The sequence below is a fragment of the Nonomuraea sp. NPDC049637 genome, from assembly GCF_040675235.1.
Lineage (GTDB): Bacteria > Actinomycetota > Actinomycetes > Streptosporangiales > Streptosporangiaceae > Nonomuraea.
On record NZ_JBFAOM010000014.1, the window covers coordinates 185,372 to 211,863 of the forward strand.

General features: G+C 72.5%; 28 protein-coding genes and 1 pseudogene. 17 read left to right on the forward strand and 12 right to left on the reverse strand.

What is annotated here, in order from left to right:
• Positions 1 to 20: 20 nt before the first annotated feature.
• The gene (locus AB0J71_RS21420) at positions 21 to 215 is read left to right on the forward strand and encodes a hypothetical protein (RefSeq protein ID WP_352323421.1); all 195 of its coding nucleotides are present in this window, start codon (positions 21 to 23) and stop codon (positions 213 to 215) included.
• 28 nt (positions 216 to 243) lie between these two features.
• On the forward strand, positions 244 to 726 hold the full coding sequence (locus tag AB0J71_RS21425) for a cupin domain-containing protein (protein ID WP_352323422.1): 483 nt from the start codon (positions 244 to 246) through the stop codon (positions 724 to 726).
• Here AB0J71_RS21425 and AB0J71_RS21430 read toward each other — a convergent pair.
• On the reverse strand, positions 695 to 1,180 hold the full coding sequence (locus AB0J71_RS21430; RefSeq protein ID WP_352323423.1) for a MarR family transcriptional regulator: 486 nt from the start codon (positions 1,178 to 1,180) through the stop codon (positions 695 to 697). The genes AB0J71_RS21425 and AB0J71_RS21430 overlap by 32 nt on opposite strands.
• Before the next feature lie 51 nt (positions 1,181 to 1,231).
• Here AB0J71_RS21430 and AB0J71_RS21435 point away from each other — a divergent pair, with 51 nt between their 5' ends.
• From AB0J71_RS21435 to AB0J71_RS21450, 4 genes are all read left to right on the forward strand, one after another.
• Entirely contained in the window at positions 1,232 to 2,311 is a 1,080-nt protein-coding gene (locus tag AB0J71_RS21435; RefSeq protein WP_352323424.1) for a substrate-binding domain-containing protein, read from the forward strand.
• Between the two features lie 59 nt (positions 2,312 to 2,370).
• A complete protein-coding gene (locus AB0J71_RS21440) occupies positions 2,371 to 3,738 on the forward strand; it encodes an APC family permease (RefSeq protein WP_352323425.1) in 1,368 nt (455 codons plus the stop codon).
• Positions 3,735 to 4,739, forward strand: coding sequence for an acetamidase/formamidase family protein (locus AB0J71_RS21445; RefSeq protein WP_352323426.1), 1,005 nt, complete (start codon positions 3,735 to 3,737; stop codon positions 4,737 to 4,739). The genes AB0J71_RS21440 and AB0J71_RS21445 overlap by 4 nt, the downstream gene beginning before the upstream one ends.
• 71 nt (positions 4,740 to 4,810) lie before the next feature.
• Positions 4,811 to 5,635, forward strand: a complete 825-nt coding sequence (locus tag AB0J71_RS21450; protein WP_364391121.1) for a hypothetical protein — start codon at positions 4,811 to 4,813, stop codon at positions 5,633 to 5,635.
• Here the strand turns inward: AB0J71_RS21450 and AB0J71_RS21455 are convergent.
• Genes AB0J71_RS21455 through AB0J71_RS21465 form a run of 3 tightly spaced genes read right to left on the reverse strand, consistent with a single transcriptional unit; the run spans position 5,619 to position 7,767 of the window.
• Complete coding sequence (locus tag AB0J71_RS21455) at positions 5,619 to 6,503, reverse strand: Gfo/Idh/MocA family oxidoreductase (protein WP_364391113.1); 885 nt, start codon at positions 6,501 to 6,503, stop codon at positions 5,619 to 5,621. The genes AB0J71_RS21450 and AB0J71_RS21455 overlap by 17 nt on opposite strands.
• Complete coding sequence (locus tag AB0J71_RS21460) at positions 6,500 to 7,411, reverse strand: NAD-dependent epimerase/dehydratase family protein (RefSeq protein WP_352327993.1); 912 nt, start codon at positions 7,409 to 7,411, stop codon at positions 6,500 to 6,502. Before AB0J71_RS21460 ends, AB0J71_RS21455 begins: the two co-directional genes overlap by 4 nt.
• A gap of 2 nt (positions 7,412 to 7,413) precedes the next feature.
• The gene (locus AB0J71_RS21465) at positions 7,414 to 7,767 is read right to left on the reverse strand and encodes a YrdB family protein (protein WP_352327992.1); all 354 of its coding nucleotides are present in this window, start codon (positions 7,765 to 7,767) and stop codon (positions 7,414 to 7,416) included.
• 117 nt (positions 7,768 to 7,884) lie between these two features.
• Between AB0J71_RS21465 and AB0J71_RS21470 the strand changes: the two genes are divergently transcribed.
• Positions 7,885 to 8,580, forward strand: coding sequence for a TetR/AcrR family transcriptional regulator (locus AB0J71_RS21470; protein ID WP_352327991.1), 696 nt, complete (start codon positions 7,885 to 7,887; stop codon positions 8,578 to 8,580).
• Positions 8,581 to 8,647: 67 nt separating this feature from the next.
• Here the strand turns inward: AB0J71_RS21470 and leuA are convergent, their stop codons facing one another.
• Both leuA and ddaH read right to left on the reverse strand, forming a co-directional pair.
• Positions 8,648 to 10,354, reverse strand: coding sequence for a 2-isopropylmalate synthase (gene leuA / locus AB0J71_RS21475; RefSeq protein ID WP_352327990.1), 1,707 nt, complete (start codon positions 10,352 to 10,354; stop codon positions 8,648 to 8,650).
• A 258-nt stretch (positions 10,355 to 10,612) separates the two neighbouring features.
• A complete protein-coding gene (gene ddaH, locus AB0J71_RS21480) occupies positions 10,613 to 11,362 on the reverse strand; it encodes a dimethylargininase (protein WP_352327989.1) in 750 nt (249 codons plus the stop codon).
• 38 nt (positions 11,363 to 11,400) lie between these two features.
• On the opposite strand from ddaH, the gene AB0J71_RS21485 reads away from it, so the two are divergent.
• The 6 genes from AB0J71_RS21485 to AB0J71_RS21510 all read left to right on the forward strand — a co-directional run bounded on the left by AB0J71_RS21485 (position 11,401) and on the right by AB0J71_RS21510 (position 18,251).
• Positions 11,401 to 11,646, forward strand: coding sequence for a DUF2630 family protein (locus tag AB0J71_RS21485; protein WP_352327988.1), 246 nt, complete (start codon positions 11,401 to 11,403; stop codon positions 11,644 to 11,646).
• Between the two features lie 58 nt (positions 11,647 to 11,704).
• Complete coding sequence (locus tag AB0J71_RS21490; RefSeq protein ID WP_352327987.1) at positions 11,705 to 12,679, forward strand: GNAT family N-acetyltransferase; 975 nt, start codon at positions 11,705 to 11,707, stop codon at positions 12,677 to 12,679.
• A 26-nt stretch (positions 12,680 to 12,705) separates the two neighbouring features.
• Positions 12,706 to 14,814, forward strand: a complete 2,109-nt coding sequence (locus AB0J71_RS21495; protein ID WP_364415649.1) for a glycoside hydrolase family 6 protein — start codon at positions 12,706 to 12,708, stop codon at positions 14,812 to 14,814.
• A 129-nt stretch (positions 14,815 to 14,943) separates the two neighbouring features.
• The gene (locus AB0J71_RS21500) at positions 14,944 to 16,254 is read left to right on the forward strand and encodes an MFS transporter (RefSeq protein WP_352327985.1); all 1,311 of its coding nucleotides are present in this window, start codon (positions 14,944 to 14,946) and stop codon (positions 16,252 to 16,254) included.
• A gap of 9 nt (positions 16,255 to 16,263) precedes the next feature.
• Positions 16,264 to 16,929 (forward strand): response regulator transcription factor, encoded by a 666-nt coding sequence (locus AB0J71_RS21505; RefSeq protein WP_364391108.1) that lies wholly within the window; start codon positions 16,264 to 16,266, stop codon positions 16,927 to 16,929.
• Positions 16,926 to 18,251: a HAMP domain-containing sensor histidine kinase gene (locus tag AB0J71_RS21510; RefSeq protein WP_364415651.1), complete on the forward strand. Its 1,326-nt coding sequence runs from the start codon at positions 16,926 to 16,928 to the stop codon at positions 18,249 to 18,251. Before AB0J71_RS21505 ends, AB0J71_RS21510 begins: the two co-directional genes overlap by 4 nt.
• Here the strand turns inward: AB0J71_RS21510 and AB0J71_RS21515 are convergent.
• Positions 18,242 to 19,141, reverse strand: a complete 900-nt coding sequence (locus AB0J71_RS21515) for a TAXI family TRAP transporter solute-binding subunit (protein ID WP_352328741.1) — start codon at positions 19,139 to 19,141, stop codon at positions 18,242 to 18,244. The two genes, AB0J71_RS21510 and AB0J71_RS21515, sit on opposite strands and share 10 nt — an antisense overlap.
• Before the next feature lie 26 nt (positions 19,142 to 19,167).
• On the opposite strand from AB0J71_RS21515, the gene AB0J71_RS21520 reads away from it, so the two are divergent.
• A complete protein-coding gene (locus AB0J71_RS21520; RefSeq protein ID WP_364415653.1) occupies positions 19,168 to 19,899 on the forward strand; it encodes a Mut7-C RNAse domain-containing protein in 732 nt (243 codons plus the stop codon).
• 325 nt (positions 19,900 to 20,224) lie between these two features.
• Complete coding sequence (locus tag AB0J71_RS21525; RefSeq protein ID WP_352328739.1) at positions 20,225 to 20,704, forward strand: hypothetical protein; 480 nt, start codon at positions 20,225 to 20,227, stop codon at positions 20,702 to 20,704.
• A 29-nt stretch (positions 20,705 to 20,733) separates the two neighbouring features.
• Here the strand turns inward: AB0J71_RS21525 and AB0J71_RS21530 are convergent, their stop codons facing one another.
• Both AB0J71_RS21530 and AB0J71_RS21535 read right to left on the reverse strand, forming a co-directional pair.
• On the reverse strand, positions 20,734 to 20,973 hold the full coding sequence (locus tag AB0J71_RS21530; protein WP_352328738.1) for a DUF397 domain-containing protein: 240 nt from the start codon (positions 20,971 to 20,973) through the stop codon (positions 20,734 to 20,736).
• Positions 20,964 to 21,737: a helix-turn-helix transcriptional regulator gene (locus AB0J71_RS21535; RefSeq protein ID WP_364415656.1), complete on the reverse strand. Its 774-nt coding sequence runs from the start codon at positions 21,735 to 21,737 to the stop codon at positions 20,964 to 20,966. The genes AB0J71_RS21530 and AB0J71_RS21535 overlap by 10 nt, the downstream gene beginning before the upstream one ends.
• Before the next feature lie 107 nt (positions 21,738 to 21,844).
• On the opposite strand from AB0J71_RS21535, the gene AB0J71_RS21540 reads away from it, so the two are divergent.
• Positions 21,845 to 22,285, forward strand: a complete 441-nt coding sequence (locus AB0J71_RS21540; RefSeq protein WP_364415658.1) for an ATP-binding protein — start codon at positions 21,845 to 21,847, stop codon at positions 22,283 to 22,285.
• On the opposite strand, the gene AB0J71_RS21545 is transcribed toward AB0J71_RS21540, so the two are convergent.
• The 3 genes and pseudogenes from AB0J71_RS21545 to AB0J71_RS21555 all read right to left on the reverse strand — a co-directional run.
• Positions 22,282 to 22,851 carry a WD40 repeat domain-containing protein gene (locus AB0J71_RS21545; protein WP_364415660.1) on the reverse strand — a complete coding sequence of 190 codons (570 nt, stop codon included), beginning with the start codon at positions 22,849 to 22,851 and terminating at the stop codon, positions 22,282 to 22,284. The genes AB0J71_RS21540 and AB0J71_RS21545 overlap by 4 nt on opposite strands.
• The gene (locus AB0J71_RS21550) at positions 22,805 to 25,096 is read right to left on the reverse strand and encodes a hypothetical protein (protein ID WP_364415662.1); all 2,292 of its coding nucleotides are present in this window, start codon (positions 25,094 to 25,096) and stop codon (positions 22,805 to 22,807) included. The genes AB0J71_RS21545 and AB0J71_RS21550 overlap by 47 nt, the downstream gene beginning before the upstream one ends.
• 71 nt (positions 25,097 to 25,167) lie before the next feature.
• Positions 25,168 to 25,656, reverse strand: a pseudogene (locus AB0J71_RS21555) (protein kinase); the annotation flags it as partial.
• Between AB0J71_RS21555 and AB0J71_RS21560 the strand changes: the two are divergent.
• On the forward strand, positions 25,640 to 26,492 hold an 853-nt coding region (locus tag AB0J71_RS21560; protein ID WP_364415664.1), incomplete at its 3' end, for an AfsR/SARP family transcriptional regulator. The pseudogene AB0J71_RS21555 and the gene AB0J71_RS21560 sit on opposite strands and share 17 nt — an antisense overlap.

A 26,492-nucleotide genomic window follows, 5' to 3' on the forward strand; every position in this document is an offset into this window, starting at 1 on the left:
GTTCTGCGACGGTCGGGGTCATGAGGGGTTTCATCGGGGTCATGGCCATCATCCAGGGGCTCGGCGGGTTCGCCGGGCGCGTCTGGTTCGACACGGAGTGGGGGTTCGTGGGGCGGTTCGTGGAGCTGCCGCTGGCGGCCTACCTGGGGCTCGCGGTCGCGGGCCTGGCGTTGCTGCTGTGGTCCGGCCACGACGGGAAGAACCGCGAGAGCTGATCGCGGGCGGGTCGGGCAGGATGGCCTCATGACCTATCCGGAACCACGCTATTCGGGCGACACCGGCGAGCTGTCGGCCACGTACCGGCCCTACGAGCACGGCCCCGAGCTGACCTACCCGACCGGCAACACCGTCCACTACCTGGCCACCGGGGCCACCACCAACGGCCAGTTCGGGCTCTACCGCTGGGTGATGGGGCCCGAGCCGTCCGGCCCGAGCCCCCACTTCCACAAGTCGATCTCCGAGTCGTTCTACGTCCTCGACGGATCGGTGCGGATCTACGACGGCAGCCGCTGGATCGACACCCGCCCCGGCGACTGGGTGCACGTGCCCGAGGGCGGCGTGCACGCCTTCCGCAACGAGTCCGGCGAGCCCGCGACCATGCTGCTGCACTTCGCCCCCGGCGCCCCTCGCGAGGGCTACTTCGAGGGGCTGCTCGACCTGGCCGGCAAGAGCGAGGAGGAGAAGGCCGAGTTCTTCATCCGCCACGACACGTACTGGCTGGACTGACGGGGCCCGGCTCCTGCGCCGAGGCCCGGTCGAGGGCCGCGGCCAGCTCTTCCAGCTCGCGCATCAGCCGCTCGGTGCGCTCCTGGCCGAACGCGGCGGCGATGGCCCGGTGGTGCTCGGCCACCGCGCCGTCCACGCGGGCCAGCAGGTCGCGCCCCCGGTCGGCCAGGAACACCGCCACCCGCCGCCGGTCGCCCGCCGACGCGCCCCGGTGGACCAGTGCCCGGTCGATCAGCCGGTCGACCGCCTTGGTGAGCGTCGGGTGCGGCATGAGCACCGCCTCGGCCAGCTCCCCCATCGAGTGGCCGCGCCCGTCGGCCAGCGCGCGCAGGATGCGCCACTGCTCGACGGTGACGTCCTCGCCGGCCAGGGTCGCCGCCAGGCCGCGCGTGACCTCGCGTTCGGCGCGGCTGAGCACGTACGCGAGTGAGGACCCCAGCCCGGATTTAGCCATGACAGATCAGGTCCTTTCACCAGAGAGCTAGTTCGGAGGATACTCGTCGGCGTGGCGGCGATCGTCGATCCTTTCGAGGCCCGGCTCATCCCCTCGGACGCGGTCCGGATCGGCCTGGTCGTGCCCGTGTCGGGGGTGCTCGGGCTGGTGGGGCCGTGCGCGATCAACTGCGCGCTGCTGGCCGCCGAGGAGGTCAACGCCCGGGGCGGCGTGCTCGGCAGGCAGGTCGAGCTGGTGCTGGTCGACGGCGGGCGGCCGGGGCGCGAGGTGGCCGCCGAGGTGGCCGGCCTGGTCGCGTCCGGCACGGTCGAGGCGGTGGTGGGCACGCACGCGAGCGACGTGCGGATCGACGTGGTCGCGGCCCTCGGCGGGCGGGTCCCGTTCGTGTACGCGCCGCCGTACGAGGGCGGGGGGCACGCGCCGGGCGTCTACTTCCTCGGCGAGACCCCCGGCAGGCAGCTCGAACCGGGCATCGAATGGCTGGTCAGCGTCCACCGGGCGCGCCGCTGGTACCTGCTGGGCAACGACTACGTCTGGCCGCGCCTGGTGCACGCGGGCGCCCGGCGCCGGTTGCGGGCGCGCGGCGCGACCGTCGTCGGCGAGACGTTCGTCCGGTACGGCGAGGCGGCCTCCTGGCTCGGCCGGATCGCCGAGGCCCGCCCCGACGCGATCCTGCTCACGCTGATCGGCAGCGACCTGGTCGCCTTCAACCGGGCCTACGCGGCCGCCGGCCTCGGCGCGGCCCGGCTGTGCGGGGCGCTGGAGGAGCACGGCCTGCTCGGCATCGGCGGCGACGGCACCGGCGAGCTCTACGCGTCGATGGGCTACTTCCGCGACCTGCCGACCGAGGCCAGCCTGCACTTCGCCGAGCGGTACGCCAAACGCTTCGGCCCGCACGCCCCCATGCTCAACGCCCACGGCCACGGCTGCTACGAGGCCGTCGCGATGCTCGCCGCCCTGTCGGCACGGGCGGGCAGCCTGGCCGTGCCCGCCCTCGACGCGGTCGCCGACGGCACCACGATCGTCAGCGCGCGCGGCCCGCTCACGCTGCTGAACCGGCAGGTGCGGCGCACGGTGCACCTCGGCAGGGCGGACGGCCTGGATTTCTTGCTTGAGAAACCTTTTCACTAGAAAGCTTTGGCTCTAAGGTGCCAATCGCCCCCCAACCTTCGACAAGGAGCCGCGCACTTATGAGCACCGTTGAGCAGTTCGGCTACCGCCAAGAGCTCAAACGCTCTCTTGGCTTCGCCGACCTGATGATCTATGGCCTGATCTTCATGGTGCCGATCGCACCGTTCGGCATCTTCGGCGGCGTGTTCCAGTCGTCCGGCGGCATGGTCGCGCTGGCCTACATCATCGGCCTGGTCGCCATGGCGTTCACGGCGCTGTCGTACTCGCAGATGGCCCAGGCGTTCCCCATGGCCGGCTCCGTCTACACCTACGCCGGGCGCGGCATCTCGGCGCCGGTCGGGTTCATCGCCGGATGGGCGATCCTGCTCGACTACATCCTGGTGCCGTCGCTGCTCTACCTCATCGCCAGTCTGGCCATGAACTCGTTCGTGCCGGGCATCCCGGTGTGGGGCTGGCTGATCATCTTCGTGCTGCTCAACACCGCGGTCAACTACATGGGCATCCAGATGACCGCGCGCATCACGCGGGTGATGCTGGTCGCCGAGCTGGCCGTGCTGGCGATCTTCCTGGTGGTCGGCGGCATCGCGCTGGCGCAGGGCAAGGCCCAGGCGGGCGCGTTCACGCCGATCTTCGAGTCCTCCACGTTCAGCTGGACGCTGGTGTTCGGCGCGGCGGCCACGGCGGTGCTGTCCTTCCTCGGCTTCGACGGCATCTCCACCCTGGCCGAGGAGAACAAGGAGGACGGCAGGCGGCTCGGCCGTTCGATGGTGGCCGCGCTCGGACTGGCCGCGGTGCTGTTCGTGGCGCAGACGTGGGTCGCGGCGCTGCTCATGCCGGACCGCGCCGAGCTGATCACCAAGGGCGACCCCAACGGTGACGCCTTCTACCGCATGGCGGAGTTCGCCGGCGGCCACTGGCTGAGCGTGCTGACCGCGGTCGCCACCGCCATCGCATGGGGCTTCGCCAACTCGCTGGTCGCGCAGGCGGCCACCTCGCGGCTGCTGTTCGCGATGGCCCGCGACCGCATGCTCCCCTCGTTCCTGGCCAAGGTGCACCCCAAGCACCAGGTGCCGGTCAACGCCACGCTGGCGGTCGCCGTGCTGTCGCTGGGCATCGGCCTCTACATGAACAGCCGCGAGGACGGCATCGCCCTGCTCAGCCAGCTCGTGAACTTCGGCGCGATGACCGCCTTCCTGATCCTGCACGTGGCCGTCGTCGTCCACTACCGGTTCCGCAGGGGCAGCAGGAACGTGTGGGCCCACGTGATCGCGCCGGCGATAGGCTTCCTCGTCCTGGCCGCCGTGGTGTACAACACCAAGCTGGTGACCCAGACGGTCGGCCTGGTCTGGCTGGGGATCGGGCTCGTCGTCCTCGTCGTCACCTACCGCATCGGCCGCAGGCCCGTTCTTCCCTCGGAGGTCAAGTGAACGTCGTCTCCTACCACCCCACGCCGGAGGAGCTCAGCTACACCTTCGGCGGCCGTGCCGCCCTGGGCAGGGTGCGGCCCGGGACGGTGCTGGAGCTGTACACCGAGGACTGCTTCGGCGGCCGGGTGCGGACCGTGGACGACCTGCCGTCGCGGGTCTGCGAGTTCCCGTACCTGAACCCCGTCACCGGCCCCTTCCACGTGGAGGGGGCCGAGCCGGGCGACACGCTGGCGCTGCACTTCGTCCGGATCACCCCGGCCCGCGACTGGGCGGTCTCCACCACGTTCCCGCACTTCGGCGCGCTGACCGGCACCCACACCACGGCGACGCTCCAGCCGCCGCTGGAGGAGCGGGTCTGGCGCTACGACATCGACGTGGACAAGGGCGTGGCCGTCTACCACGCGCGCAACAGCGACTTCAGCGTGGCGCTGCCGCTCGACCCGATGCACGGCACGGTGGGCGTGGCCCCGGGCGCGAACGAGGCCCGCATGACCATCACCCCCGACGCGCACGGCGGCAACATGGACACCCCCGAGCTGCGCGCCGGCGTCACCGTCTACCTGGGCGTCAACGTCGAGGGCGGCATGTTCTCGATCGGCGACGGCCACGGCCTGCAGGGGCACGGCGAGGTCTGCGGCACGGCCGTCGAGTCGGCCATGAACACCGTGGTCGCGGTCGAGCTGATCAAGGGCGTGGCCACGCCGTGGCCCCGGCTGGAGGACGACCTGCACCTGATGTCCACCGGCTCGGCCAGGCCCCTGGAGGACGCCTACCGCATCAGCCAGCACGACCTGGTGACCTGGACGTCGGAGCTGACCGGGCTCGACACGCTGGACGCGTACCAGCTCGTCAGCCAGGCCGGCCAGGCGCCGGTCGGGAACGTGTGCGACACCAACTACACCATGGTCGCCAAGCTGCCCAAGACCTACCTGGGCGCCCCCTCGGTGTACGAGGACGCCCACGCCCGTCTGCGCGCCCTGGGCGCCCAGTACGACGCATGACAATCCCCCACTTAGGTAAACCTTGGTGTCGCAGGTCAGAGCATTGATCATCTTCCCCGTAGAGTGGGAAAGTGCTCAGGTTGGTACTGTCTCTGGTCCTGCTCGATCCGGCTGGCCTCACCGATGTCGCGCAGCGCAGCGTCCCCGTCCCCCAGGTGCTGACCCCGGACGGCGACCGCCTGGGCTACGCGCCGGTCCCGCGCCCCTACACGGGGGCGCGGCGGCTGACCGGCGTGCTGCTCGGCCATGACCCCGTCACCCGCACCGACGTGTGGTGCGGCGGCGCGATCATCGGCTCACGCAGCCGCAGCCTGGTGCTGACGGCCGCGCACTGCCTCTACCACGACGGCCGGCCGCTCAAGCGGCTGGTCTTCATGCCCGGGTTCGACAGGGGCAACCCGCGGCACGGCGTCTGGTCCGCGGTGCGCACGTGGGCGCCGGACCGCTGGCGGGCGAACCCCGACTCCCCCGACGTGCTGCCGTACGACGTCGGCCTGGTCGGGGTCGTCAAGGGCAGGCGCCCGCTGGAGGACGTGGTCGGCCAGGGCCTGCCGCCCCTGCGCACGAGCCGCGGCGCCGGGCTGCGCGGGCTCGAACTGCTCGGCTACCCGGCGGGCAAACGCTACCCGGGCACGCAGATGTACCGGTGCCTGGGCGACGCGGTCGAGGGCTCGACGGTGGGCCCCGGGCTCATGGTCACCCGCAACTGCCATGCCGCCGCCGGAGGGAGCGGCGGCCCGGTGCTGTACGGCGACTCGGTGGCGGGCGTGGTCTCCTCCTCCAGCCCGCTGAGCGACACCGACGGCTACACGGTGCTCGCCCGGCTGGGCGGGACGACGTTCGACCGCATGTTCGCCAGGGCCGACGAGTCGATGCGGGTCAGGAAGCCAGGCTGACGGCCTCCTCGCAGATGGCATGGGTGATCAGGGCGTCGTCGGCGCTGATCACCCGGCCCTCGCGGACCGCGAGCAGGAACTCCTGGCAGATCTGCTCGATGCCGCGCTGCCGGGCGACCGGCACCCAGTCGGGCCGCCTGGTGAGCGTCTCGCCGCCCTCGTAGTCGAGGACGTCGCCGAGGTTGACCACCCGCCGCTTGATGCCGTCGCCCATGACCTCGCAGGTCTCCTCGGCGGCGCCGCTGACCCGGTTCATGACGCCGATCGCGGTGAACCCGGCGCCCGACAGCTCAAGGACGATGTGTTCGAGCAGGTCGCGGCGGACGCGGGTGCGGATCCTGGTCTCGGTGACCGGGCCGGGGGCGAGGAACCTGAGCGTGTCCACGACGTGGATGAAGTCCTCGAAGATGGCCCGCCGGGGCGCGTCGGGGTAGTTGTCGCGGTTCTTCTCCATCAGCACGAGATGACGGGGAAGGGCCATGAGCCCCGCGTAGCCGGGGGCGTGGCGGCGGTTGAACCCGACCATCAGCGACCTGCCCTCGGACTCGGCCAGGCGCACCAGGCGCTCGGACTCGGCCAGGCTGTAGGCGATCGGCTTGTCGACGTAGACGTGGATCCCGGCGCTGAGCAGCGGCTCGACGATCTCCGGGTGCGCCTCGGTCGCGGCGTGCACGAACGCGGCGTCGACCCCCGCCTTGATCACCTCGTCGACGCTGGTGGACCGGTCGGCGACGCGGTAGGCGTCGCCGAGCCGGTCGAGCCGCGCGGTGTTGCGGGTGCACAGGTGGAGGTCGAGGGACTGGGCGGCGAGCACGGGCAGGTACGCCTTCTCCGCGATGTCGCCCAGGCCGATCATGGCTATCTTCATCCGTCGAGCGTAGCCTTCAGCGCGGCCTCCACCGGCGTAGGCGCGACGCCGAAGACCTGCTGAAACGCCGACGAGTCGAGCACGTAGGGCGCGGTGAACTGGTAGCGCACGTGCCGCAGCTCGCCGATCATGGGCGAGAACAGCCCGGACGCCCGCAGCAGCGGCCACGGCAGCGTGGTCATCCTGGGCGCCGGGAGGTCCAGCAGGGCGGCCATCCGGGCGCCGACCTCGCGGAAGGTCATCGGGTCGTTCGTGGGCACGTGCCAGGGCCGGCCCCAGGCCCGCTCGTCGGCGCCGGCGGTGATCAGGGCGTCGGCCACGTCCGGCAGGTAGGTCCAGCTGTGCGGGACGTCGGCGGGGAAGACCAGCCGGATCGTCCGGCCGGCCCTGAGCGGGGGGATGAAGCGGGTGCCCAGGTGGGACTGGTCGGTGGCGCCGGGGCCGAAGAAGTCCGAGCCGCGCACCTCGGTCACCCTGATCCGCCCTTCGCGGTGGGCGGCCAGCGCGTCCTGCCAGATCTTCGCCCGCACCCGGGCCTTGGGGGTGGTGGAGGCCAGCGGCAGGTCCTCGGTCATCGGGCCGGACACGGGCCCGTACGGGTAGAGGTTGCCCAGGATGGCGAGCACGGCCCCGCTCGACTCCGCGGCGGCCAGGAACGAGGCGGCCATCGGCGGCCAGTCGGTCAGCCACCGGTGGTAGGCCGGGTTGACGCAGTTGTAGAGGACGTCGGCCCCCTTGGCCAGCTCGGACAGCCGGGCCTGGTCGGCCACGTCGGCGGCCACCCTGACCGTGCCCTGCGGCCCGCGGCCCGAGCGGGTCACGACGACGACCTCGTGCCCCTGCGCGGCGAGCTTGGCGGCCACGTGCGTGCCGACCTGGCCGGACCCCACGACGACGTGCTTACCCATGATCAGACCTGCTTCCAGATGACGCGCAGCAGCGCGTTGACGACGAAGACGGCGGCGAAGACGATCGCCGGGGTGACCCGGCCCGCGGCGTAGAGCGCGAGCGCGCCGCCGCCGAACCAGACGATCTCCAGCGCGACGCGGGCCAGGCCGGTGAGCGGGATGGTGGCGTTCGCGCCGCCTCCCGCGCCGAACAGCGCCCACACGGCGATGAACAGCGCCGGGCCGCCCAGCCCCGCCAGGAGCTTGATCACCCAGTTGGGACTGAGCGTGAAGCCCCAGTAGGCCACCGCGCCCAGCACGCCGAGCTCCAGGAAGAACATCAGGGCGGCGTTGGCGTTCTTGGCGAGGGCGAGCATGGGGATCTCCTGAGGGGGTGCGCTGTTCGCTTACGAGAGCAATGCTCTCTCAAAAGAGCGGCACTCGTCAAGAGCGGTGCTCTCGTTTTTTGCCGGTGCTCTGATAACCTGCTGTGCATGACAGCCAGCCGTACCGCGCGAGAGCGCGTGAGAGCCGAGCTCACCAGGGAGATCACCGACATCGCCCGCCGCCAACTGGCCACCGACGGCGCGGGCGGCCTGTCGCTGCGGGCCGTGGCGCGGGAGATGGGCATGGTCTCCTCGGCCATCTACCGCTACTTCCCCAGCCGCGACGACCTGCTGACCGCCCTGATCATCGACGGCTACAACGCGCTGGGCCAGGCCGTCGAGCAGGCCGAGGCCGCCTGCCCGCGCACGGCCCACCTCGGCCGCTGGCTGGCCGCCGGCCATGCCGTACGCGACTGGGCGGTGGCCCACCCCCACGAGTACGCCCTGCTCTACGGCTCGCCCGTGCCCGGCTACCAGGCGCCGCAGGACACCGTCGCGGCCCGGCTGCGCGACGTCACCGTGCTCGGCGCGATCGTCACCGACGCCTGGGACGCGGGCGAGCTGCACCCGCCGGCCACCCCCGAGCCGCCCGCCGAGGTGGCCGCGGACGCCGAGAACATCCGCGCCCTGATGCCCGGCGTGCCCGACGACGTGGTGTGGCGGGCGATGGCGTCCTGGTCGACGCTCTACGGCTGGGTCAACTTCGAGGTGTTCGGCCAGTTCAACAACACGATCGACAACCGGCGGGCGGCCTTCGACCACGCGTTGCGGCTGGCCGCCGCGGCGCTCGGCCTCGCCGCGTGACCGGAACGTCCCGGCAAGACGAAAGGGGCAGGAGCGCACGTGCACCCCTGCCCCTTGCGCCAGAATGTCAGCGCGCGGCGCGGTTGACCGCCGAGATGATGGCCTTGAGCGAGGCCGTGGTGGTGTTGGCGTCGATGCCCACGCCCCACAGCACCTGCCCGTCGACCTCGCACTCCAGGTAGGAGGCGGCCTTGGCGTCGCTGCCCGCGCTCATCGCGTGCTCGACGTAGTCGAGGACCCGCACCTTGATGCCGACGCCGGCGATGGCGTCGATGAAGGCCGAGATCGGGCCGTTGCCCACGCCCGAGATCTCCCGGATCTCGCCGTCGAGGCGCACGTCGGCGCCGATGCGGTCCTTGTCGTCGACGGTCGACTCGTGGCGGTGGGCCATGAGGCTCAGCCGGCCCCAGCGGTTGGCCGGGTTGGGCAGGTACTCGTCGCGGAAGATCTCGTACATGGCGGTGGGGCTGATCTCGCCGCCGCCTTCGTCGGTGCGGGCCTGCACGACCTTGGAGAACTCGATCTGCAGCCGGCGCGGCAGGTCGAGCTGGTGGTCGGCCTTCATGATGTAGGCCACGCCGCCCTTGCCCGACTGGCTGTTGACCCGGATGACGGCCTCGTAGGTGCGGCCGATGTCCTTGGGGTCGATCGGCAGGTAGGGCACCGCCCAGGTGAACTCGGCCACCGGCGTGCCGGCCGCCGCGGCGTCGCGCTCCAGGTGCTCGAAGCCCTTCTTGATGGCGTCCTGGTGGGAGCCGGAGAAGGCGGTGTAGACCAGCTCGCCGCCCCACGGGTGACGCGGGTGCACCGGCAGCTGGTTGCAGTATTCGGTGACGCGGCGGATCTCGTCGATGTCACTGAAGTCGATCTCGGGGTCGACGCCCTGCGAGAACAGGTTCATGCCCAGGGTCACCAGGCACACGTTGCCGGTGCGCTCGCCGTTGCCGAACAGGCAGCCCTCGATGCGGTCGGCGCCGGCCATGTAGCCCAGCTCGGCGGCGGCCACGGCGCTGCCCCGGTCGTTGTGCGGGTGCAGCGACAACACGATCGAGTCGCGGTGCCGCAGGTTGCGATGCATCCACTCGATCTGGTCGGCGTAGACGTTGGGCGTGGCCATCTCGACCGTGGCGGGCAGGTTGATGATGACCTTGCGGTCGGGGGTGGGCTGCCACACCTCGTTGACGGCGTCGCACACCTCGACGGCGTACTCCAGCTCGGTGCCGGTGAACGACTCGGGCGAGTACTGGTAGAAGACGTCGACGTCGGTGGCCTCGGCCAGCTTCCTGACCAGCTTGGCGCCCTCGACGGCGATGGCGGTGATGCCCTCCTTGTCCTGACCGAACACGACGCGGCGCTGCAGGGTGGAGGTCGAGTTGTACAGGTGGACGATGGCCTGCTTGGCGCCCTCGATCGCCTCGAAGGTGCGCTCGATCAGCTCGGGCCTGGCCTGGGTCAGCACCTGGATGACGACGTCGTCGGGGATGCGGCCCTCGTCGATGATCTGCCGGACGAAGTCGAAGTCGGTCTGGGAGGCGGCCGGGAAGCCCACCTCGATCTCCTTGTAGCCCATGCGTACCAGCAGCTCGAACATCTGGAGCTTGCGGTGGGAGTCCATCGGGTCGATCAGGGCCTGGTTGCCGTCGCGCAGGTCGACCGCGCACCACCGGGGCGCCTTGGTGATGACCTGGTCGGGCCAGGTGCGATCGGTCAGCCGGATCGGTTCGAACGGCTGATAACGATGGGCCGGCATGGGACTGGGCTGCTGGGCGTTCATGTCTGCTGCTCCTCGTCGGTCGAGTCGAAAGCGGCCGACGCGCATGACTGGCTCCGCGACGAGGGAGCCGGCCTTACAGGCCCTCGCCGCGGCAGCTAAGAAGCAGCCCGCGCAGCATGCCAAGCACGCTACCAGACGTCTCGGGATTCGCTGCCCTAGATCTCACATCATGAGAGCCGATCGGTCCACCGATGGTGAAACACCTGGTCAGGGCCGCGAAATTCCGGCGCGGGTCATCACTCGTCCGGGAGCGGGTCATCACTCGTCCGGGATGAGCACGCTCAGGCAGGTGACGCAGCCCTCCAGGCGCTCGAACTCCGAGATGTCCACCCTCGTCACGACGAGCCCGCGCCGCTCCAGCATCGCCGCGGTCCTCGGGGCGGAGGCGGCCAGCAGCACCCGGTCGCCGCCCAGCGGCACCACGTGCGCGCCCGGCTCCTCCGGCGGTTCCAGCAGGCCGGGCAGCTCGACGCGATCGGGATCGCCGATGAGCGTCCCGTCGGGCAGGGCGGTCACCGCCGACTTCAGGTGCAGCACGCCGCGCAGGCCCACGGGCACGACCCGCCGCTCGGGCAGCAGGGCGGCGAGCTGGCTGACGCCCTCGTCGTCGGTGCGGGCCGACCTGCCGACGTACACGGTGGGGCCGACCTGGAGCACGTCGCCGCCGTCCAGGGTGCCGGGGCGGGCGATCCGGACCGCCTTCAGGCCGAGCTCCCGTACGGCCCGCTCCACGGACTCCACCTCCGGACGCCGCTCCGGCGCGCCCGGCCGGGTGAGCACGGCCAGCCGCCCCGAGACCACCACGGCGTCCTCCACGAAGGGCGCGTCGGGCAGGTGGTCGGCGTCCTCGGCGTAGACCGGCCGCCATCCGGCCGCGGCCAGCGCCGCGACGTAGGCGTCGTGCTGGTGACGTGCGCGTTCGTGGTCCACGGGTTCGCGCTCGATGTGCGTGACGATGCCCTCGGCGATCCGGGGCCCGGGCTTCCTTACCAGCGCGATACCAGACATAGGGCGTGTTCTATCACGCAGTCGTTAGAGTCTTGGGCATGCGGGACGACGAGATTCTCACCAGGATCAGCGCTCTGGTCGCCGAGGAGCACGAGCTGCGCGGCAGGCTGTCGGCGGGCGAGGTCACCTCCGACGAGGAGCACGCGCGGGTCAAGCAACTGGAGGTGGCCCTCGACCAGTGCTGGGACCTGCTCCGGCAGCGCCGGGCCCGGCGCGGCGCGGGCGAGGACCCCGACGGCGCGGCCGTCCGCCCGGCCGGCGAGGTGGAGAACTACCGGCAGTAGCACCGGCCGGCGGTAAAACGGCTGGCAGGAGGCGGCGCCGATGCGATTGGCTGGAGGGATGCACATCCAGCCAATCGACCTCGACCGGCCGGGCGAGCTGATGACGGGCCTGCACGACGCCTACCTGGCCGCCCACGCGCACGAGCCCGGCCCCAAGTTGTCGCTCAGCCGCCTGTCCGTCATCGCCCTCCTGGGCCCGCCCGGTGACCGGGTCGAGTCCTGGGTCCTGAGCGACGGCGGCAAGGTCGCCGGCGGCTACAGCCTGGCGCTGCCCCAGTCCGACAACCGGCACATGGGCTGGCTGTTCCCGCTCGTGGTCCGGCCCGAGCTGCGCGGCCGCGGCCTCGGCAGCGAGCTGTTCGAGCACGCTCTCGGCCGGATGCGCGCCCACGGCCGCACCCTGCTGCTCACCGAGACGCCCACCACCGGCGTCGGCGCCCGCTTCGCCCGCGCCCACGGGATGACGGTCGCGCTCCAGGAGGCCCGCCGCACGCTCGACCTGCGCACGGCCGACTGGGCCGCGCTGCGCGGCATGCTGCCCGAGGTGCCGGGCTACCGCGTCGAGCGGTTCGTCGGCCCGGCCGGTCCGGAGCTGCTGGCCGACCTGGCCACGCTGATGAGCGGCATGAACGACGCCCCGCGCGACGCCGACGTCGAGGACATGACCTTCGACCTCGACCGCCTGCGCCTGCGCGAGGAGCGCGTCACGCTCGGCGGCGAGACCTGTTACACGATGATCGCCAGGCGCGAGTCCGACGGCGCGCCCGCCGGCTACACCCGGATCTACCTCACGGCCGACCGCTCCGACGGCTGGGGCCACCAGGCGGACACCACCGTCCTGCGCGAGCACCGCGGTCATCGGCTGGGCCTGCTGCTCAAGCTGTCCAACCTGCTGTGGCTGCGCGAGCGCGAGCCCCACCTGGAGCGGATCATCACCTGGAACGCCACGTCCAACGCCCACATGCTGGCCATCAACGAGGCCATGGGGTTCGAGCTGCTCGACGAGTGGGACGAGTGGCGGCTGACGGTCTGACCTTTCCCCGGCTAACCTGACACGTCATGACGTTGGAGGCGTTGAGGGACGCGGATCCGCGGCAGGTGGGGCGCTACGCCCTCGTGGGCCGGCTGGGCGAGGGCGGCATGGGCGTCGTCTACCTGGGCGAGGACCCCGGCGGCGCCCGGGTGGCCGTCAAGCTCATCCACGCCAGGATGGACGCCGACCCCGACTTCCGGCGCAGGTTCGCCCGCGAGGTGGCCGCGGCCCGGCGGGTCGCCCGCTTCTGCACCGCCCCGGTGCTCGACGCCGACGTGCACGCGGACGTGGCGTACCTGGTCACCGAGTACGTCGAGGGGCCCAGCCTGGACGACGCGGTGCGCGACTCCGGGCCGCTCAAGGGCTCCGCGCTCGACGGGCTGGCCGCGGCCATGGCGATGGCGTTGCGGGCCATCCACGGGGCCGGGGTCGTGCACCGTGATCTCAAGCCGTCGAACGTGCTGCTGTCCCAGGTGGGGCCCAAGGTCATCGACTTCGGCATCGCCCGGCTGGCGGAGTCGGAGATGAGCAGCGCGATCGTGGGGACGCCGTCGTACATGTCGCCCGAGCAGGTGGCGGGGTCGCGGGTCGGGCCGGCCTCGGACATCTTCTCGTGGGGCTGCACGGTCGCCTTCGCCGCCGGGGGGCGGCCGCCGTTCGGGTCGGGTTCGGTGCCGACGATCCTGTTACGCATCGTCAACGAGGCTCCCGAGCTGCGCGGGTTGTCGGGGCCGCTGCTCGACCTGGTGACCGCGTCGCTGTCCAAGAGCCCGGCCGCCCGTCCCACGGCTCAGGACCTGATGGACGCCCTCAGCACCGCCACCCCCTCAGCCGCCCTCCCCACCCCACCCCCCTCCCCCGCCGCCGGGACGCCCGCCACCCTCCCGCCTTCTCCCTCCCCCGCCGCCGGGACGCCCGCCACCCTCCCCCCTTCTCCCTTCGAAGGGACCGGTGCGACGACGGCGGGGAAGCGGCGCATGAGGCTGCTGGCCACGGGCGCGGCGGTCGCGGTGGCGGCCGCCGGCGTCACCACCACGGCCCTGCTGTGGCCCCACGGCGACAGCCCCGCGAGCACCCGCACGGCCACCGCCACCACGGAACCGGCCTCCACCGCGACCCCCCGCAACCCGCTGCGCGAGAACGGCGTCACCTTCTGGTCCGAGAAGGAGAAGGCCGCCGCCCGCCAGGCCGCCGTGTGGCGCAAGGACCGCCCGGCCGACGCCGCGCTCATGGACCGGCTTGCCGCCGTCCCTCATGCCATCCGCCTGAACCAGCCCGAGGTCAGGGCCACGGTCGAGACCGCCGTGACCGCCGCGCAGGAGGCGGGCGGCGTGCCCGTCTTCCTGATCAACTACATGCCGGGCGGCGGCGACTGCGCCGCCGTCGGCGCGGGCGAGATGCCGGTCTACCAGCAGTGGGTCAAGGGCGTCGCCCGCCAGATCGGGGACCGCAAGGCCGTGATCATCCTGGAGCCGTCCAGCCTGGTCAACCTCCCCGGCACCAAGGACTGCACGCTGGCCGGCACGGCCGAGCAGCGCTACCGCGACCTGCGCGAGGCCGTGCGCACGCTCAAGACCGGGCATCCCGGCACGGCCGTCTACCTCGACGGCAGCCAGGACCTCTACCCCGGCACCGAGATCATGGCCCAGCGCCTGATCGGCGCGGGCATCGACCAGGCCGACGGGTTCTTCGTCAACACCGCCTCCTTCCAGCGCACCCCCAAGGCCGTCGAGTACGGCAAGTCGCTGTCGGCCTGCATCGCCGTCATGCGCAGGACGGGCGGCGCCACCTGCCCGAAGGACGCCGACCCCGGCGGCGACCTGCCGCACTTCGTGGTGGACACGGCCAGGAACGGCCAGGGCTCGTGGTCGCCGACGAAGAAGTACAAAGACCCGCAGACGTGGTGCAACCCGCCGGGCCGGGGCGTCGGCGAGCGGCCCACGACCGACACGGGCGAGGAGCTGGCGGACGCCTACCTGTGGATCACACGGGCCGGCAGCTCCGGCGGACGGTGCCGGCGCGGCACGAACGGCGACAAGGACCCCGAACGCGGCGTGGTGGCGCCGGAGAGCGGCGAGTGGTGGGCGGAGCTGGCGCTCGAACGCGCGAAGAACGCCCGGCCCCCGTTGCGCTGACGCCCGCCCCCGTTGCGCTGAGGAGAACCCGATGTTAAGCGCACGTTAGATCTGAGCCGCCGCACCTTGTCCGAACAACCTTCTGGGGAGAGGCTCTGGCCTGCATCCACTCCCCCCAGGAGGTCCCACATGAACAAAGCGCGCGTGCCGTGGAAGGCAGTGATCGGCGGCTCCGTCGGCAATCTGGTCGAGTGGTACGACTGGTTCGTCTACAGCAGCTTCGCCGTCTACTTCGCCGCTTCGTTCTTCCCTGACGGGGACGACACGGCCAAGCTGCTCAACACCGCGGCCATCTTCGCCGTCGGCTTCTTCATGCGCCCGCTCGGCGGCTGGCTGCTCGGCCGCTACGCCGACCGCCGGGGCCGCAAGGCGGCGCTCACGCTCACCGTCACGCTGATGTCGGCCAGCGCGCTGCTGATCGCCATCGCGCCGACGTACGAGTCGGTCGGCTACTTCGGCGCGCTGGTCCTGGTGGTCGCGCGGCTGCTCCAGGGCCTGTCCGTGGGTGGCGAGTACGCCGCCAGCGCCACGTACCTGACCGAGGCCACCCCGCGCGGCCGGCGCGGCTTCGCCTCCAGCTTCCAGTACGTCTCCATGACCGCCGGCCAGCTCGTCGGCCTCGGCCTGCAGATCATCCTGCAGAACACGATGTCGAAGGAGGCCCTGAACTCCTACGGCTGGCGCGTGCCGTTCGTGGTCGGGGCCGTGGCCGCCGCCGTCGTGTTCTACCTGCGCCGCAGCCTGCTGGAGACCGAGGCGTACGGCGAGGAGGAAGAGGAGCGCCGGGACAAGGGCACCATCAGGCAGCTCCTGGCGCACAGGAAGGAGGCGCTGCTGGTCATCGCCCTGACCATGGGCGGCACGGTCGCGTACTACACCTACACGACGTACCTCACCAAGTACCTGTCGAACACCGCGGGCCTGGCGAAGGAGACGGCCACGCTGGTCAGCTTCTGCGCGCTGTTCATCTTCATGTGCCTGCAGCCGCTGGCCGGGGCGCTGTCGGACCGCATCGGGCGGCGGCCGCTGCTGATCACGTTCGGGATCGGGTCGATGCTGGGGACCGTGCCGCTGATGACCGCGCTGGGCGGGGCGAGCGGCTTCGGGGGCGCGCTCGTCCTGTCGCTCGTCGGCCTGGTGATCGTGACCGGTTACACCTCGATCAACGCCGTGGTGAAGGCCGAGCTGTTCCCGACGCACGTGCGCGCGCTGGGGGTGGCGCTGCCGTACGCGATCGCGAACGCGCTGTTCGGCGGCACCGCCGAGTACGTCGCCCTGTGGTTCAAGGACAAGGGCATCGAGTCCGGCTTCTTCTGGTACGTCTCCGCCTGCGCCGCCGTCTCCCTGGTCGTCTACCTGACCATGCGCGAGACCCGCGACGCGGCGCTGTCGCGCAGCGAGGGCGCCGAGCCGTCGGATCCGGTCACCGCCCGCGTCTAACCTGGCACCATGCGGGTTCTCCTGGTCGAGGACGACGATCGTCTCGCCTCCGCGCTCACCACGGCGCTGGCCCGGCACGGCCATTCGGTCACCCGCGCCGGCCTGGCCGTCGACGCCCTCCGCCTGGCGGGGGGCGTCGACTTCGTGCTGCTCGACCTGGGCCTGCCCGACATGGACGGGCTCGACGTGCTGCGCCGGCTGCGCCGCGTCTCGGCGGTGCCGCTCATCGTGGTCACCGCGCGCACGCAGGAGCGCGAGGTGCTGCGCGGCCTGCGCTCGGGAGCCGACGACTACCTGGTCAAGCCGTTCCGCACGGTCGAGCTGATGGCCCGCATGGAGGCGGTGCTGCGGCGCGGCACGCGTCCGATGCCGCCGCGCGACCACGTGGTGTGCGTCGGCGACGTGCGCATCGACCTGGAGTGCAGGCAGGTCACGGTGGCCGGGCAGCCGGTGGCGCTGACCAGGCGCGAGTTCGACGTGCTGGCGCTGCTGGCCCGCGAGCCGGGCGTGGTGCGCAGCCGGGAGGAGATCCTCGACGAGGTCTGGGGCGACCCGCTGCTGTCGGCGTCCCGGTCGCTCGACGTGCACGTGGCCGGGCTGCGGTCCAAGACCGGGCGTCCCGGGCTGGTGGAGACGTTGCGCGGCACCGGCTACCGGCTGGGCCCGGCGGGATGAACGCGCGGCTGGTGGTCACGTTCACCACGCTGATCGTCTTCCTGATCGCCGCGCTGGCCGTGCCGCTCGGCCTGGCCTACGCCTCCCACCGGACCAACCGCCTGCTGCTCGACCGGCGCGCCGACGCCACCCGCTTCGCCGAGCTGGCCGACGCCGCGGCCCGCGACGACGACCGTACGGGCCTGATCGCCGAGGTCTCCCGGTACGCCGACCTGTACGGCGCGGCCGTCCGGGTGCGCGACCGCGACGGCTCGATCCTGGTCTCGGCCGGCCGGTTCGAGGCCGACGACCGGGAGGCCACCCGGCTCGCGCTGTCCGGCCGCACGACCGAGGACCTGCCCACGGTCAGCCCGTTCGGCCCGGCCACGGTGCTGCTGGCCGAGCCCGCCGGGCGGGACGCCCAGCTGTCCGGCGTGGTGCTGCTGGAGGCCCCGACCGGGCAGGCCCGGCTGGACGTGTCACTGGTCTGGGGCGCGCTGGCGGCGGGGGCGCTGGTCGCGCTGGCCTGGTCGGCGCTCGCGGCCCGGCGGCTGGCCCGCTGGATCCTGCGGCCGGTGACCGAGCTCGACCGCACCACGCGGGCCATCGCGCAGGGCCGGCTCGACGCGCGGGCGCATCCCGGGGCGGGCCCGTCGGAGCTGCGCCGGCTGGAGGAGCGCTTCAACGCGATGGCCGACGCGGTCTCGGCGGCGATGGAACGGCAGCGCGCGTTCGTGGCCGACGCCTCGCACGAGCTGCGCACCCCGCTCACCGTGCTCGGGCTGCGGCTGGAGAACCTGGAGCCGCACCTGCGCGAGGAGGGCACGGCCGAGTACGCCGAGGCGATGTCCGAGCTCGACCGGCTGGCCTTGCTGGTGGAGGACCTGCTGGCGCTGGCCAGGGTCGAGGCGGGCGCGGGCCTGGCGGGCAAGGAGGCCGCGCTCGGCGAGCGGCTGGCGGTGTGGCGCGAGGTCTACGCGGCCAAGGGCGTGTGCCTGGTGGCCGACGTCCCCGCGGGCGCGGTGGTGCCGGAGGCGGCGGCCAGGATCGCCGACATCGCCCTCGACAACGCCCAGAAGTTCGTCCCCGCGGGCGGCACGGTGACGGTCACGTTCGACGGCGAGGTGCTGCGCGTCGCCGACGACGGGCCGGGGCTGGACGCGGCGGAGCGGGCCGAGGCGCTGGGGCGGTTCTGGCGGTCGGGGGCGCACGCGAACGTCCCGGGCAGCGGGCTCGGCCTGGCCATCGCGGCCGAGCTGGCCAAGGCGTGCGGGGCCACCCTGCGGCTGCTGCCCGCCGTGCCGCACGGGCTGGTGGTCGAGCTGGCCCTGGCTCAGCCGTAGACCGAGCGGTAGTAGCGGGCCGCGCCCGGGTGCAGGGGCACGACGCCGGTGCCGATGGCGTAACGCCTGTCGAGGCGGCCGCCGGGGGCCGAGGGGGCCTGGAGGCGGTCGCGGGCGCGGAAGAGCGTCTCGGTGACGGTGAAGGCCAGGTCGTCGGGGAGCGTCGTACGGCACATCAGATAGCTCGGCGTGCCCACGGTCGGCACCTGCCTGGCCAGGCCGTACGCGCCGGCCGGCACGGCGGCGTGCTCGTAGACCGGCCCGTAGCGGCGGCGCAGCACCGGCACCAGCGACTCCAGCGGCACCAGCGCGATGTCGTCGAGCGCGGCGAGCGCAGGCGTCGGCACGCCGCCGGACCAGAAGAACGCCTCGATCCGGCCGTCGCGCAGCTCGGTGACGGAGGCGTCGAGGCCGAGCCTGGTGATCTGCGGCGGCGTGCGCAGCCCGGCGGCCGACAACACGCGCGAGGCGGTCACCGCCGTGCCCGACCCCTCGGCCCCGATCGACACCGGACGCCCGGCCAGGTCGCCGACGCCGGTGATGCGGGCGCCCTCGCGCACGACCAGATGCACGTAGTTCATGTACATCCGGGCCAGCGCGGAGACCGGCTGGTGGCGCACCCTGACCGCGTCGTCGGCGCTGTCGGCCAGCGCGAACCCGACGTCGGCCCGGCCGCCGGCCATCATGGTGAGGTTCTGGACGCTGGCCGCGGTCTCCACCACCCGCACGGTCAGCCCGTCGTGCCGCAGCTCGCCCGCCAGCCGCTGCCCGAGCGCGCCGTACGGGCCGCCCGCCAGCCCGGTGACCAGCCGCAGCTCGGCGGGCCCGGCCGTGGAGCAGCCGGCCGCGAGCGCGGCGAGCCCGAGGAAGGCTCGGCGGGATATGGGCATGAATTCACGGTATCCGGTCCCGCAGAATGGACAGTGTGACCGAACGGGACGCACGCCTGCGCATCGCCGCCGAGCTGAGGATGTTCCTGCCCGTGATCCGCCGGCGGGAGTGGCAGCGGGTGACCACCGACGGCACCTCGACGCTCGGCCATCACGTGGAGTCGCTGGGCATCCCGCTGACCGAGGCGGGGCCGATGCTGTCGGACGGCCGCGGCGTGGCCCCGTCCCACCTGCTCGCGCCGGGCGAGACGGTCGAGGTGCACCCGATGCCCCGGCCGCAGCCGCTGCCCGCCGAGCCGCGGTTCCTGCTCGACGTGCACCTCGGCACGCTGGCCCGGCGGCTGCGCCTGCTCGGCGTGGACACCGCGTACCACAACGACATGGACGACCCGGCGCTGGTGGTCCAGGCCAACGAGGAGCGGCGGGTGCTGCTCACCCAGGACCGCGGCCTGCTGCGCCGCCGCGCGCTGTGGCTGGGCGCCTACGTCCGCGGCTCGCGCCCCGCCGACCAGCTCCGCGACGTGCTCGAACGCTTCGAGCCGCCGCTGGCTCCCTGGACGCGCTGCACGGCCTGCAACGGCGTGCTCGTGCCGGCGACGAAGGAGGAGGTCGGGCCGCTGCTGGAGGCCGGCACCCGGCGCAGCTACGACGCCTACGCCCGGTGCGGCGACTGCGGCCAGGTCTACTGGCAGGGCGCGCACAGCGACACCCTTGAGGAGATCGTGCAATCGGCACGCATTTGGGCCAATAGCCGCTGATTCCCACTTTGAGAACGACCGTCAAGCCGATCTCAAAAACACCCTCGGCCAGGGGTTACGCGGACGATCAAGGGTATGAGCAGGGGAAACGGCATCACCCGAAATCGGGTGCATGCTGACACCCTTCCACCCCGTTGAGCAAAAGACTCCAATTCGACGTTTATCCGGAAAAATTCGGATTCGTCGCGTTTCCGCGTATCCATCTCGCGGCGCACGATCGGGGGAAATACCGCAAATGGCCAAGAATCGAAAGCTCGGCCGCGGCGCCGGGCCCGCTCCACGCGTATGGAGCGTCAGAAGGAAGTGGGCCACCGCCATTGTCGGCATGGCCACGACGCTGGTGGGCCTGCCCGGCGTCGTGGTGAAGTACAGCCAGGCGCAGAGCGAGCGGGAGACGCCCCGGCTCGTCATCACCGCGCCCGTCACCGGCCCCGGGGCCACCGCCTCGCCCTGCCCGCTGGTGAGAGGCACCGCCACGCTGCCCGAGGGCACGACCCTGCTGATCGGCGTACGCCGGACGACCGGCACGCCGCGCACCAGACACACCCGCTTCTACCGCGTCGACACCCTGCGGGCCGCCGGCCAGTGGGACGTGCCCGTCTCGCTCGAAGGCGACGACCCCGCGATGGCCGGGGAGTGGTATTCGATCACCGCCCTCACCGTGCCGACCGAGTGGGCCGACTTCCTGGAGAAGGTCGGCGGCACCCCGGGCGATCCGCTGATGTCCGCGTCCGCGATGCCGCCGCACGTGGGCGAGACGCCCTCCATAGAGGTCCAGCGGGACGCCGGCCCCGCCACCTGCTGAACCCTGCGTGACCGCGCCGTCAGGCGCCGTCAGGCGCGGTCGAACTCGCTCGCCTTCACGCCCGCCACGAACGCGTCCCACTCGGCGGGCGTGAAGAACAGCTTGGGCCCGTCGGGGTCCTTGGAGTCACGCACGACGACCAGCTCGGCCTGCCCGCCCTTGTGCTCAGGGCCGCCAGGAACGTTCTTGAGCTCGGCGATCTCGACGCAGTTGCCGCCGTTGTCGCCGGAAAAGCTGGACTTCTGCCACTGGACACAGCTCAGGTCCATCGTTCCACCATGGCTTTCTTTATCGTTTCAAGGGACATGCTCAAGGGCAACGCCTCGGTACGGATGGCCTCGAACCGCTCCACGGCCGCCGAGACGTCCTCATGATCGCTCGTGGTGATGCCGCGTACCGCGGTTTCCGCGTACAACACCTCGGAGCCTCCGTCCAGGGTCGCGATCACGAAGCCGCCCGTCAAGCCGGAGTGCAGCCCGTGCGGGAGGACCTGGATGCTGAGCCGCGGGGTGACCGCGTCGAGCAACCGCCGGAGTTGACCCTTCATCAGCTCCGGCCCGCCGATGGGCCGGAACAGCACCGCCTCGTCGATGACGCAGCGCAGCGACGGAGGGTCGTCGCGGGCAAGGATCGCCTGCCTCTCCATGCGCGCGGCCACCGCGGCCTCGTTGCCGCGCAGCAGGGCGCGGGCGTACTGCTCGGTCTGCAGGAGGCCGGGCACCAGGAGCGGCTCGTAGGTGCGCAGGGTGAGCGCCGCCTGCTCCTTCTCGTGCCACTTGCCGAACCAGGAGGGGAAGATCTGACCCTTGCGCCAGTCGAGCAGGCGGCACAGGGCTCCGCCGGTGCCGAGGGCTTTGTCGCAGGCCTCGGCGAACTCGGGGCTGGCCGGGAGCTGACCGGTCTCGACACCGCTGATCAGGCCCTCGCTGAAATGGATGCGCTCGGCGAGCTGCCCCTGCGTCAGGCCCGCCGACTTCCGGTAGTGCCGCAACTCTCTGCCCCATATCGCCTGAGGCGCGTAGAAGTCGGCCACCCTGTCCTCCCCTCGCCCGGGTTCAACGCCAACGGCACGGACTTCAAAGTCCACTCCTTGCAATCGGATCACTACCGACCGTAGTCATATGGCGTCACGCTGGCCACATGAAATCCGAAAGTCCCGCCGTGACGCTCGCCGACCGGCGGCCCCTGCCGGACACGGTCCTCGGCGAACGGCGGATGCCCCGGCACCCCGGCTGCGTCTCCTCCGTGCGGCGGTTCGTCCGCGACGTCGCCAAGGATCACGAAGCGGCGGAGGCCGCCGTCGAGATCGCGCAACTGCTCGTCTCGGAGCTGGCCACCAACGCGCTCACCCACGCCCACTCGGCGGAACCCGTCCGGGTCGTGGTGGTCAGGGAGGGGCGGCTGCTGACCGTGGAGGTCCGCGACTCGTGCGCCGCCCTTCCCCGGATGGGCCAGTCCGATCCGCTGGCCTGCCGGGGGCGGGGGCTGGCCATCGTTCACAGCCTGTCCCACGACTGGGGCTGGAACCCCGTGCCGCCCGGCAAGGCGGTCTGGTTCCGGGTCGTCGCCTGGGGGTCCTAGCGGCACACGTCGAACGGCTCGACCCCCGGCAGGTACGTCCGCCATTCCGCCGCCGTGAGCACGCGGCCGGCGCGGGCGCACACCGTCGCGGCCACATGCCGCCGGTCGAGGTCGTGCGTACGGAAGGCGCCGTCGTCATCCAGGATGTGCAGCTTGGTCCCGTCGGCCGAGAACCCGAGCCAGACGTTGTCGCCCGTCGACTCGTCCATCGCGTCGAACACGACCCCGACGTACCGCCGCGAGGCCACGTCCCACAGACGGATCCGCGGGCCCTTCTCGTACGTGGCGATCAGCCGCCCGTCCGGCGACCAGACCGGCAGCTCGAACTGCTCCGCGCCCGGCACGCTGGGGAAGGCGCCCAGCATGGTCCGCAGGTCCCGGTCCCACAACGTGATCCGGTCAGGATGCGAGAAGGCCACCTGGCGGCCGTCCGGGCTGTAGGCGAAGGCGCCGGCGACCCGCCGGGCCTCGGCGCCCACCGGCACCACGGTCCCGCCCACCGGATCGTAGAGCCGCAGGTCAGGGCCTCCCATGAGCAGCCGCGAACCGTCCGGCGCGAAGCTCATGGGCCCGGCGCCCGTCACCTTCGTGGTCCGCGCCCGCGAGCTCGTGAGGTCGTGCAGCTCCAGCGGCAGCTGCCCCTCGAACCTGGACGGCAGCACGGCCACGGTACGGCCGCCGGGGTCGAAGGCGAGCGCGTCGGCCTTCTCCGCCCCCTTCCCGGCCAGCTCGAACGCCTGCGTCTCCCGCCCGCTCGCGACGTCCAGCACGCGGACGCGGGCGCCGTCGCCGTAGGCCAGGCGCGTGCCGTCGGCGCTGAAGACCATCGCCGAGCCGGGGATCGAACAGCGTGGAGACGTCGACGGTGGAGACGCCGCCCGCCGCGTTCAGCAGGCGTACGGCCTTGCCCGCCAGGTCGAAGCGGACCTGCGTGACGCCGTCCGGCACCGGGAGCAGCAGAGCGGTCACCAGGCTGTCGCGCGGCCGCAGGACGAGCAGGTCCGCCGGACGCCATGTGGCCATGTACCGGCCGTCGAAGACCAGGTCCGCGGCCTGGCCGTTCGCGCCTTCGAACTCGTAGTCGGCGGTGCCGGAGGGCAGCTCGTACAGGTGGACCCTGGGTTTGTCGTGGCGGGCCACGTCCTCGACGACCACGAGGGCCTGGCCGTCGTCGCTGAACCTGGCCTCGACGGAGGTGCCGGTGCCGGGCAGTGCCGGCAGGTCCAGTCGCCGGCGGCGGCCCAGGTCCCACACCTGCGACCGGTCCTCGCCGTCGGCGACGAAGCCGTAGCGGCCGTCGGGGCTGACGCCGTTGAGTATCGCGCCGCCGGGGGCGGTCAGGGGCCTACGGGTGGCGACGTCCCACCACTGCTCGCCGTCGGAGCCGTACGGCACCGCGAGCCGGCGGCCGGTGCGGTCGAACTCCAGCGCCCCGAACCCGCTCGCCCTGCTCGCGAACCGGCCGCCGAGGCGGCCGCCGGTGACGGTGTCCCACAGCCGCACGCCCTTGTCGTCCAGGACGGCCAGCAGGCGGCCGTCGAGGCTCACGGCGACGCTCCGCACCCCCGCGCCGAGGCCGGTCAGCTCGTGCAGCTTCCGGCCGGTCGGGACGTCCCAGAGGCGGGCGGTGCCGTCCGTCACGGAGGCCAGGACGTGGCCGTCCGTGCTGAGTGCCTGCACGCTGCCCGTCTCCACGTACGGCGCCACGAACATGCCGGTGACGTGCTGGGAGCCCGCGTCGTACAGCGCGCCCGCCGTCTCGACCAGCGCCGGGGCCAGCCGCCAGGCCGCCACGGAGAGCAGGCCGGCCAGCGCGGGCTCCAGCTCGCGCAGCCCGGCGGCGCGCAGCGCCAGTTCCCTGGCCAGCGCCTCGTCCCGTTGCCGGGCCGACTCCCTGCGCAGATACTCCGCCGCGCCGAGCCCGCCCAGCGCCGCCACCAGCAGCACCGCCAGCACGGCGGCGAGCAGGCCGCGCCGCCGGGTGCGCCTGCGGGCCTGCCCGGCGGCGGCGTCCAGGAAGTCGCGCTCGCGTGCGGCCAGGGTGAGGTCCTTGCGTTCGGTGGCGGCCCACTGCAGCGTGCGGTCCAGGTGGGTGCCCTGGAGCAGGTCGGCGGGCTTGCGGCCGTGGCCGTCCCATTCAGCGGCGGCCTCGGCCAGGCGGCGGTGCACGGGCAGCCCCTCGCGGTTGCCCGCCAGCCAGTCGCGCAGCCGGGGCCACGCCTGCACCAGGCCGGGGGCGACCAGCTCGTACGCGCCACCGCTCGATGCCAGGACGCCCGCCGAGACGAACACGGCGAGCATCGAGTCGACCGCCTCGGCCTCGGGCAGCTCCTCGCGCTCCACGGGACGCAGGCCGTCGCCGTCGAGCAGCCGCAGGAAGACCTCGGGCACGGCCGTCCGCTCGTCCTCGCTCAGCTCGCCGTAGAGCTCTTCGGCGATCGCCCCCAGATCGGGCCCGGCCTGCCCCCTCAGCTCCCCCGCCACGATCCCGCCACGGGCCAGGGGGTCGCCGGCGTCCCGGCGGGCGTCCTCGCCCAGCAGGCGGAGCAGCAGGTCCCCGGCGGCCGGACGGGCGGCGGGATCGCGGGCGGTGGCGGCCGACACCAGCGGGGCCAGCTCCGCCGGCAGCCCGGTGACGTCCGCCTCGAACTCCAGCACCCGGCCCACGACCGCCATCGGCTCGCCGGCCTCGACCGCGTCCCGTCCCCGCGCCGCGAACAGCACCACCATCCCCCACGCCCACACGTCGGCCGCCTCGGTGGCGGCGCGCCCGGCGAGCACCTCGGGCGCCATGTAGCCCGGCGTGCCCATGATCGGCCCGGTCGTGGTTGCCCGACCTCCCTGGCCACGCCGAAGTCGATCACGCGGGGGCCGTCCGGGCCCAGGACGATGTTGTCCGGCTTGAGGTCGCGGTGGACGATCCCGGCCCGGTGGATGGCCGTCAGCGCGGTGGCGACGCCGATCGCCAGGCGGCGCAGCGCGTCCCCCTCGTACGCCCCCGCCCCCGCGGCCACCTCCCGCAGGCTCGGGCCGGGGCCGTACTCGCTGACGATGTACCGCGGCGCGTCGTCCACCTGCGCCTCGATCACCCTGGCCGTGCAGAACGAGGCCACCCGCTGGGCCGCCGCCGCCTCCTTGGCCAGCCTGGACCGCGACTCCGCGCTGTCGGACCTCGGCACCTTGACCGCGACGCGCTCCCCGGCCTCGCCGTACGCCTCGTAGACCACGCCCTGGCCACCGGCGCCCAGCCGTGCGGCCAGCCAGTAACGGCCCAGGCGGTGCGGGTCGGACGAAATCAGGGGAGCCACCAGATGTGCCATTCTGATCGACATCTCCTCGGAAAAGGAAGGTCGCGTGGAATTCCGCATCATGGGGCCGCTCGACGTCCGCGACGGCGGCCGGGATCGCACCCCCACGACCCCGAAGCACCGGGACCTGCTGGCGATGTTCCTGCTGAACGCGGGCCGCCCGCTGACCGTGGAGCGGCTGCGCCGGCTGCTGTGGCCACGCGAGGGCGGCGACCGCTCCGACTCCCTCGTCCGCGGGTACGTGGGCCAGCTCCGCCAGCTCCTGGGCAAGGACGTGATCACGACCGTGTCCGGCTCGTACGTGCTGGCGCTCGGCGCGCACCAGCTCGACGTCGACCGGTTCCGGCTGCTGATCGAGCGCGGCTCGTACGAGGAGGCGCTGTCGCTGTGGCGCGGCCCCGCCCTGGAGGACCTCGACCCCGACGGCGAGCGGTGGGAGGAGACCCGGCGCCTGCGCGAGGAGCTGGAGGAGCTGCGCCTGCTCGCCCTGGAACGCCGCGTCCAGGCCGACCTCGACGCCGGCCGCCACCGCGAGCTGCTGGCCGAGCTGAAGCGGCTGACCCAGCAGCACCCGTTGTGGCAGCGCTTCCGCGGCCAGTACATGCTGGCCCTCTACCGCAGCGGCCGCCGGGTCGACGCGCTGGCCGCGTACGCGGTGCTGCGCGACCAGCTCGACGGCGGCCACGCGATCGAGCCCGACCCCGAGCTGCAGCTGCTCTACCACCGCATGCTCCACGACGACGTGTCGCTGCACGTCTCGGCGGGCCCCCCGGTGCTGCTGCCGCCGGACATCGCGAACTTCACCGGCCGCGCCGACCTGCTCGACCAGGTGGTCGGCGGCCACGTCGTCGTGCACGGCCAGGCCGGCGCGGGCAAGTCGGCCCTGGCCGTGCACGCCG

Excerpts from the sequence above, each read along its gene's own strand:
- AB0J71_RS21420 (WP_352323421.1), top strand. The coding sequence starts at position 21 with ATGAGGGGTTTCATCGGGGTCATGGCCATCATCCAGGGGCTCGGCGGG.
- AB0J71_RS21425 (WP_352323422.1), top strand. The coding sequence starts at position 244 with ATGACCTATCCGGAACCACGCTATTCGGGCGACACCGGCGAGCTGTCG.
- AB0J71_RS21430 (WP_352323423.1), bottom strand. The coding sequence starts at position 1,180 with ATGGCTAAATCCGGGCTGGGGTCCTCACTCGCGTACGTGCTCAGCCGC.
- AB0J71_RS21440 (WP_352323425.1), top strand. The coding sequence starts at position 2,371 with ATGAGCACCGTTGAGCAGTTCGGCTACCGCCAAGAGCTCAAACGCTCT.
- AB0J71_RS21455 (WP_364391113.1), bottom strand. The coding sequence starts at position 6,503 with ATGAAGATAGCCATGATCGGCCTGGGCGACATCGCGGAGAAGGCGTAC.
- AB0J71_RS21460 (WP_352327993.1), bottom strand. The coding sequence starts at position 7,411 with ATGGGTAAGCACGTCGTCGTGGGGTCCGGCCAGGTCGGCACGCACGTG.
- AB0J71_RS21465 (WP_352327992.1), bottom strand. The coding sequence starts at position 7,767 with ATGCTCGCCCTCGCCAAGAACGCCAACGCCGCCCTGATGTTCTTCCTG.
- AB0J71_RS21470 (WP_352327991.1), top strand. The coding sequence starts at position 7,885 with ATGACAGCCAGCCGTACCGCGCGAGAGCGCGTGAGAGCCGAGCTCACC.
- leuA (WP_352327990.1), bottom strand. The coding sequence starts at position 10,354 with ATGAACGCCCAGCAGCCCAGTCCCATGCCGGCCCATCGTTATCAGCCG.
- ddaH (WP_352327989.1), bottom strand. The coding sequence starts at position 11,362 with ATGTCTGGTATCGCGCTGGTAAGGAAGCCCGGGCCCCGGATCGCCGAG.
- AB0J71_RS21485 (WP_352327988.1), top strand. The coding sequence starts at position 11,401 with ATGCGGGACGACGAGATTCTCACCAGGATCAGCGCTCTGGTCGCCGAG.
- AB0J71_RS21490 (WP_352327987.1), top strand. The coding sequence starts at position 11,705 with ATGCACATCCAGCCAATCGACCTCGACCGGCCGGGCGAGCTGATGACG.
- AB0J71_RS21495 (WP_364415649.1), top strand. The coding sequence starts at position 12,706 with ATGACGTTGGAGGCGTTGAGGGACGCGGATCCGCGGCAGGTGGGGCGC.
- AB0J71_RS21500 (WP_352327985.1), top strand. The coding sequence starts at position 14,944 with ATGAACAAAGCGCGCGTGCCGTGGAAGGCAGTGATCGGCGGCTCCGTC.
- AB0J71_RS21505 (WP_364391108.1), top strand. The coding sequence starts at position 16,264 with ATGCGGGTTCTCCTGGTCGAGGACGACGATCGTCTCGCCTCCGCGCTC.
- AB0J71_RS21510 (WP_364415651.1), top strand. The coding sequence starts at position 16,926 with ATGAACGCGCGGCTGGTGGTCACGTTCACCACGCTGATCGTCTTCCTG.
- AB0J71_RS21515 (WP_352328741.1), bottom strand. The coding sequence starts at position 19,141 with ATGCCCATATCCCGCCGAGCCTTCCTCGGGCTCGCCGCGCTCGCGGCC.
- AB0J71_RS21520 (WP_364415653.1), top strand. The coding sequence starts at position 19,168 with ATGGACAGTGTGACCGAACGGGACGCACGCCTGCGCATCGCCGCCGAG.
- AB0J71_RS21525 (WP_352328739.1), top strand. The coding sequence starts at position 20,225 with ATGGCCACGACGCTGGTGGGCCTGCCCGGCGTCGTGGTGAAGTACAGC.
- AB0J71_RS21530 (WP_352328738.1), bottom strand. The coding sequence starts at position 20,973 with ATGGACCTGAGCTGTGTCCAGTGGCAGAAGTCCAGCTTTTCCGGCGAC.
- AB0J71_RS21540 (WP_364415658.1), top strand. The coding sequence starts at position 21,845 with ATGAAATCCGAAAGTCCCGCCGTGACGCTCGCCGACCGGCGGCCCCTG.
- AB0J71_RS21545 (WP_364415660.1), bottom strand. The coding sequence starts at position 22,851 with ATGAGCTTCGCGCCGGACGGTTCGCGGCTGCTCATGGGAGGCCCTGAC.
- AB0J71_RS21550 (WP_364415662.1), bottom strand. The coding sequence starts at position 25,096 with ATGGGCACGCCGGGCTACATGGCGCCCGAGGTGCTCGCCGGGCGCGCC.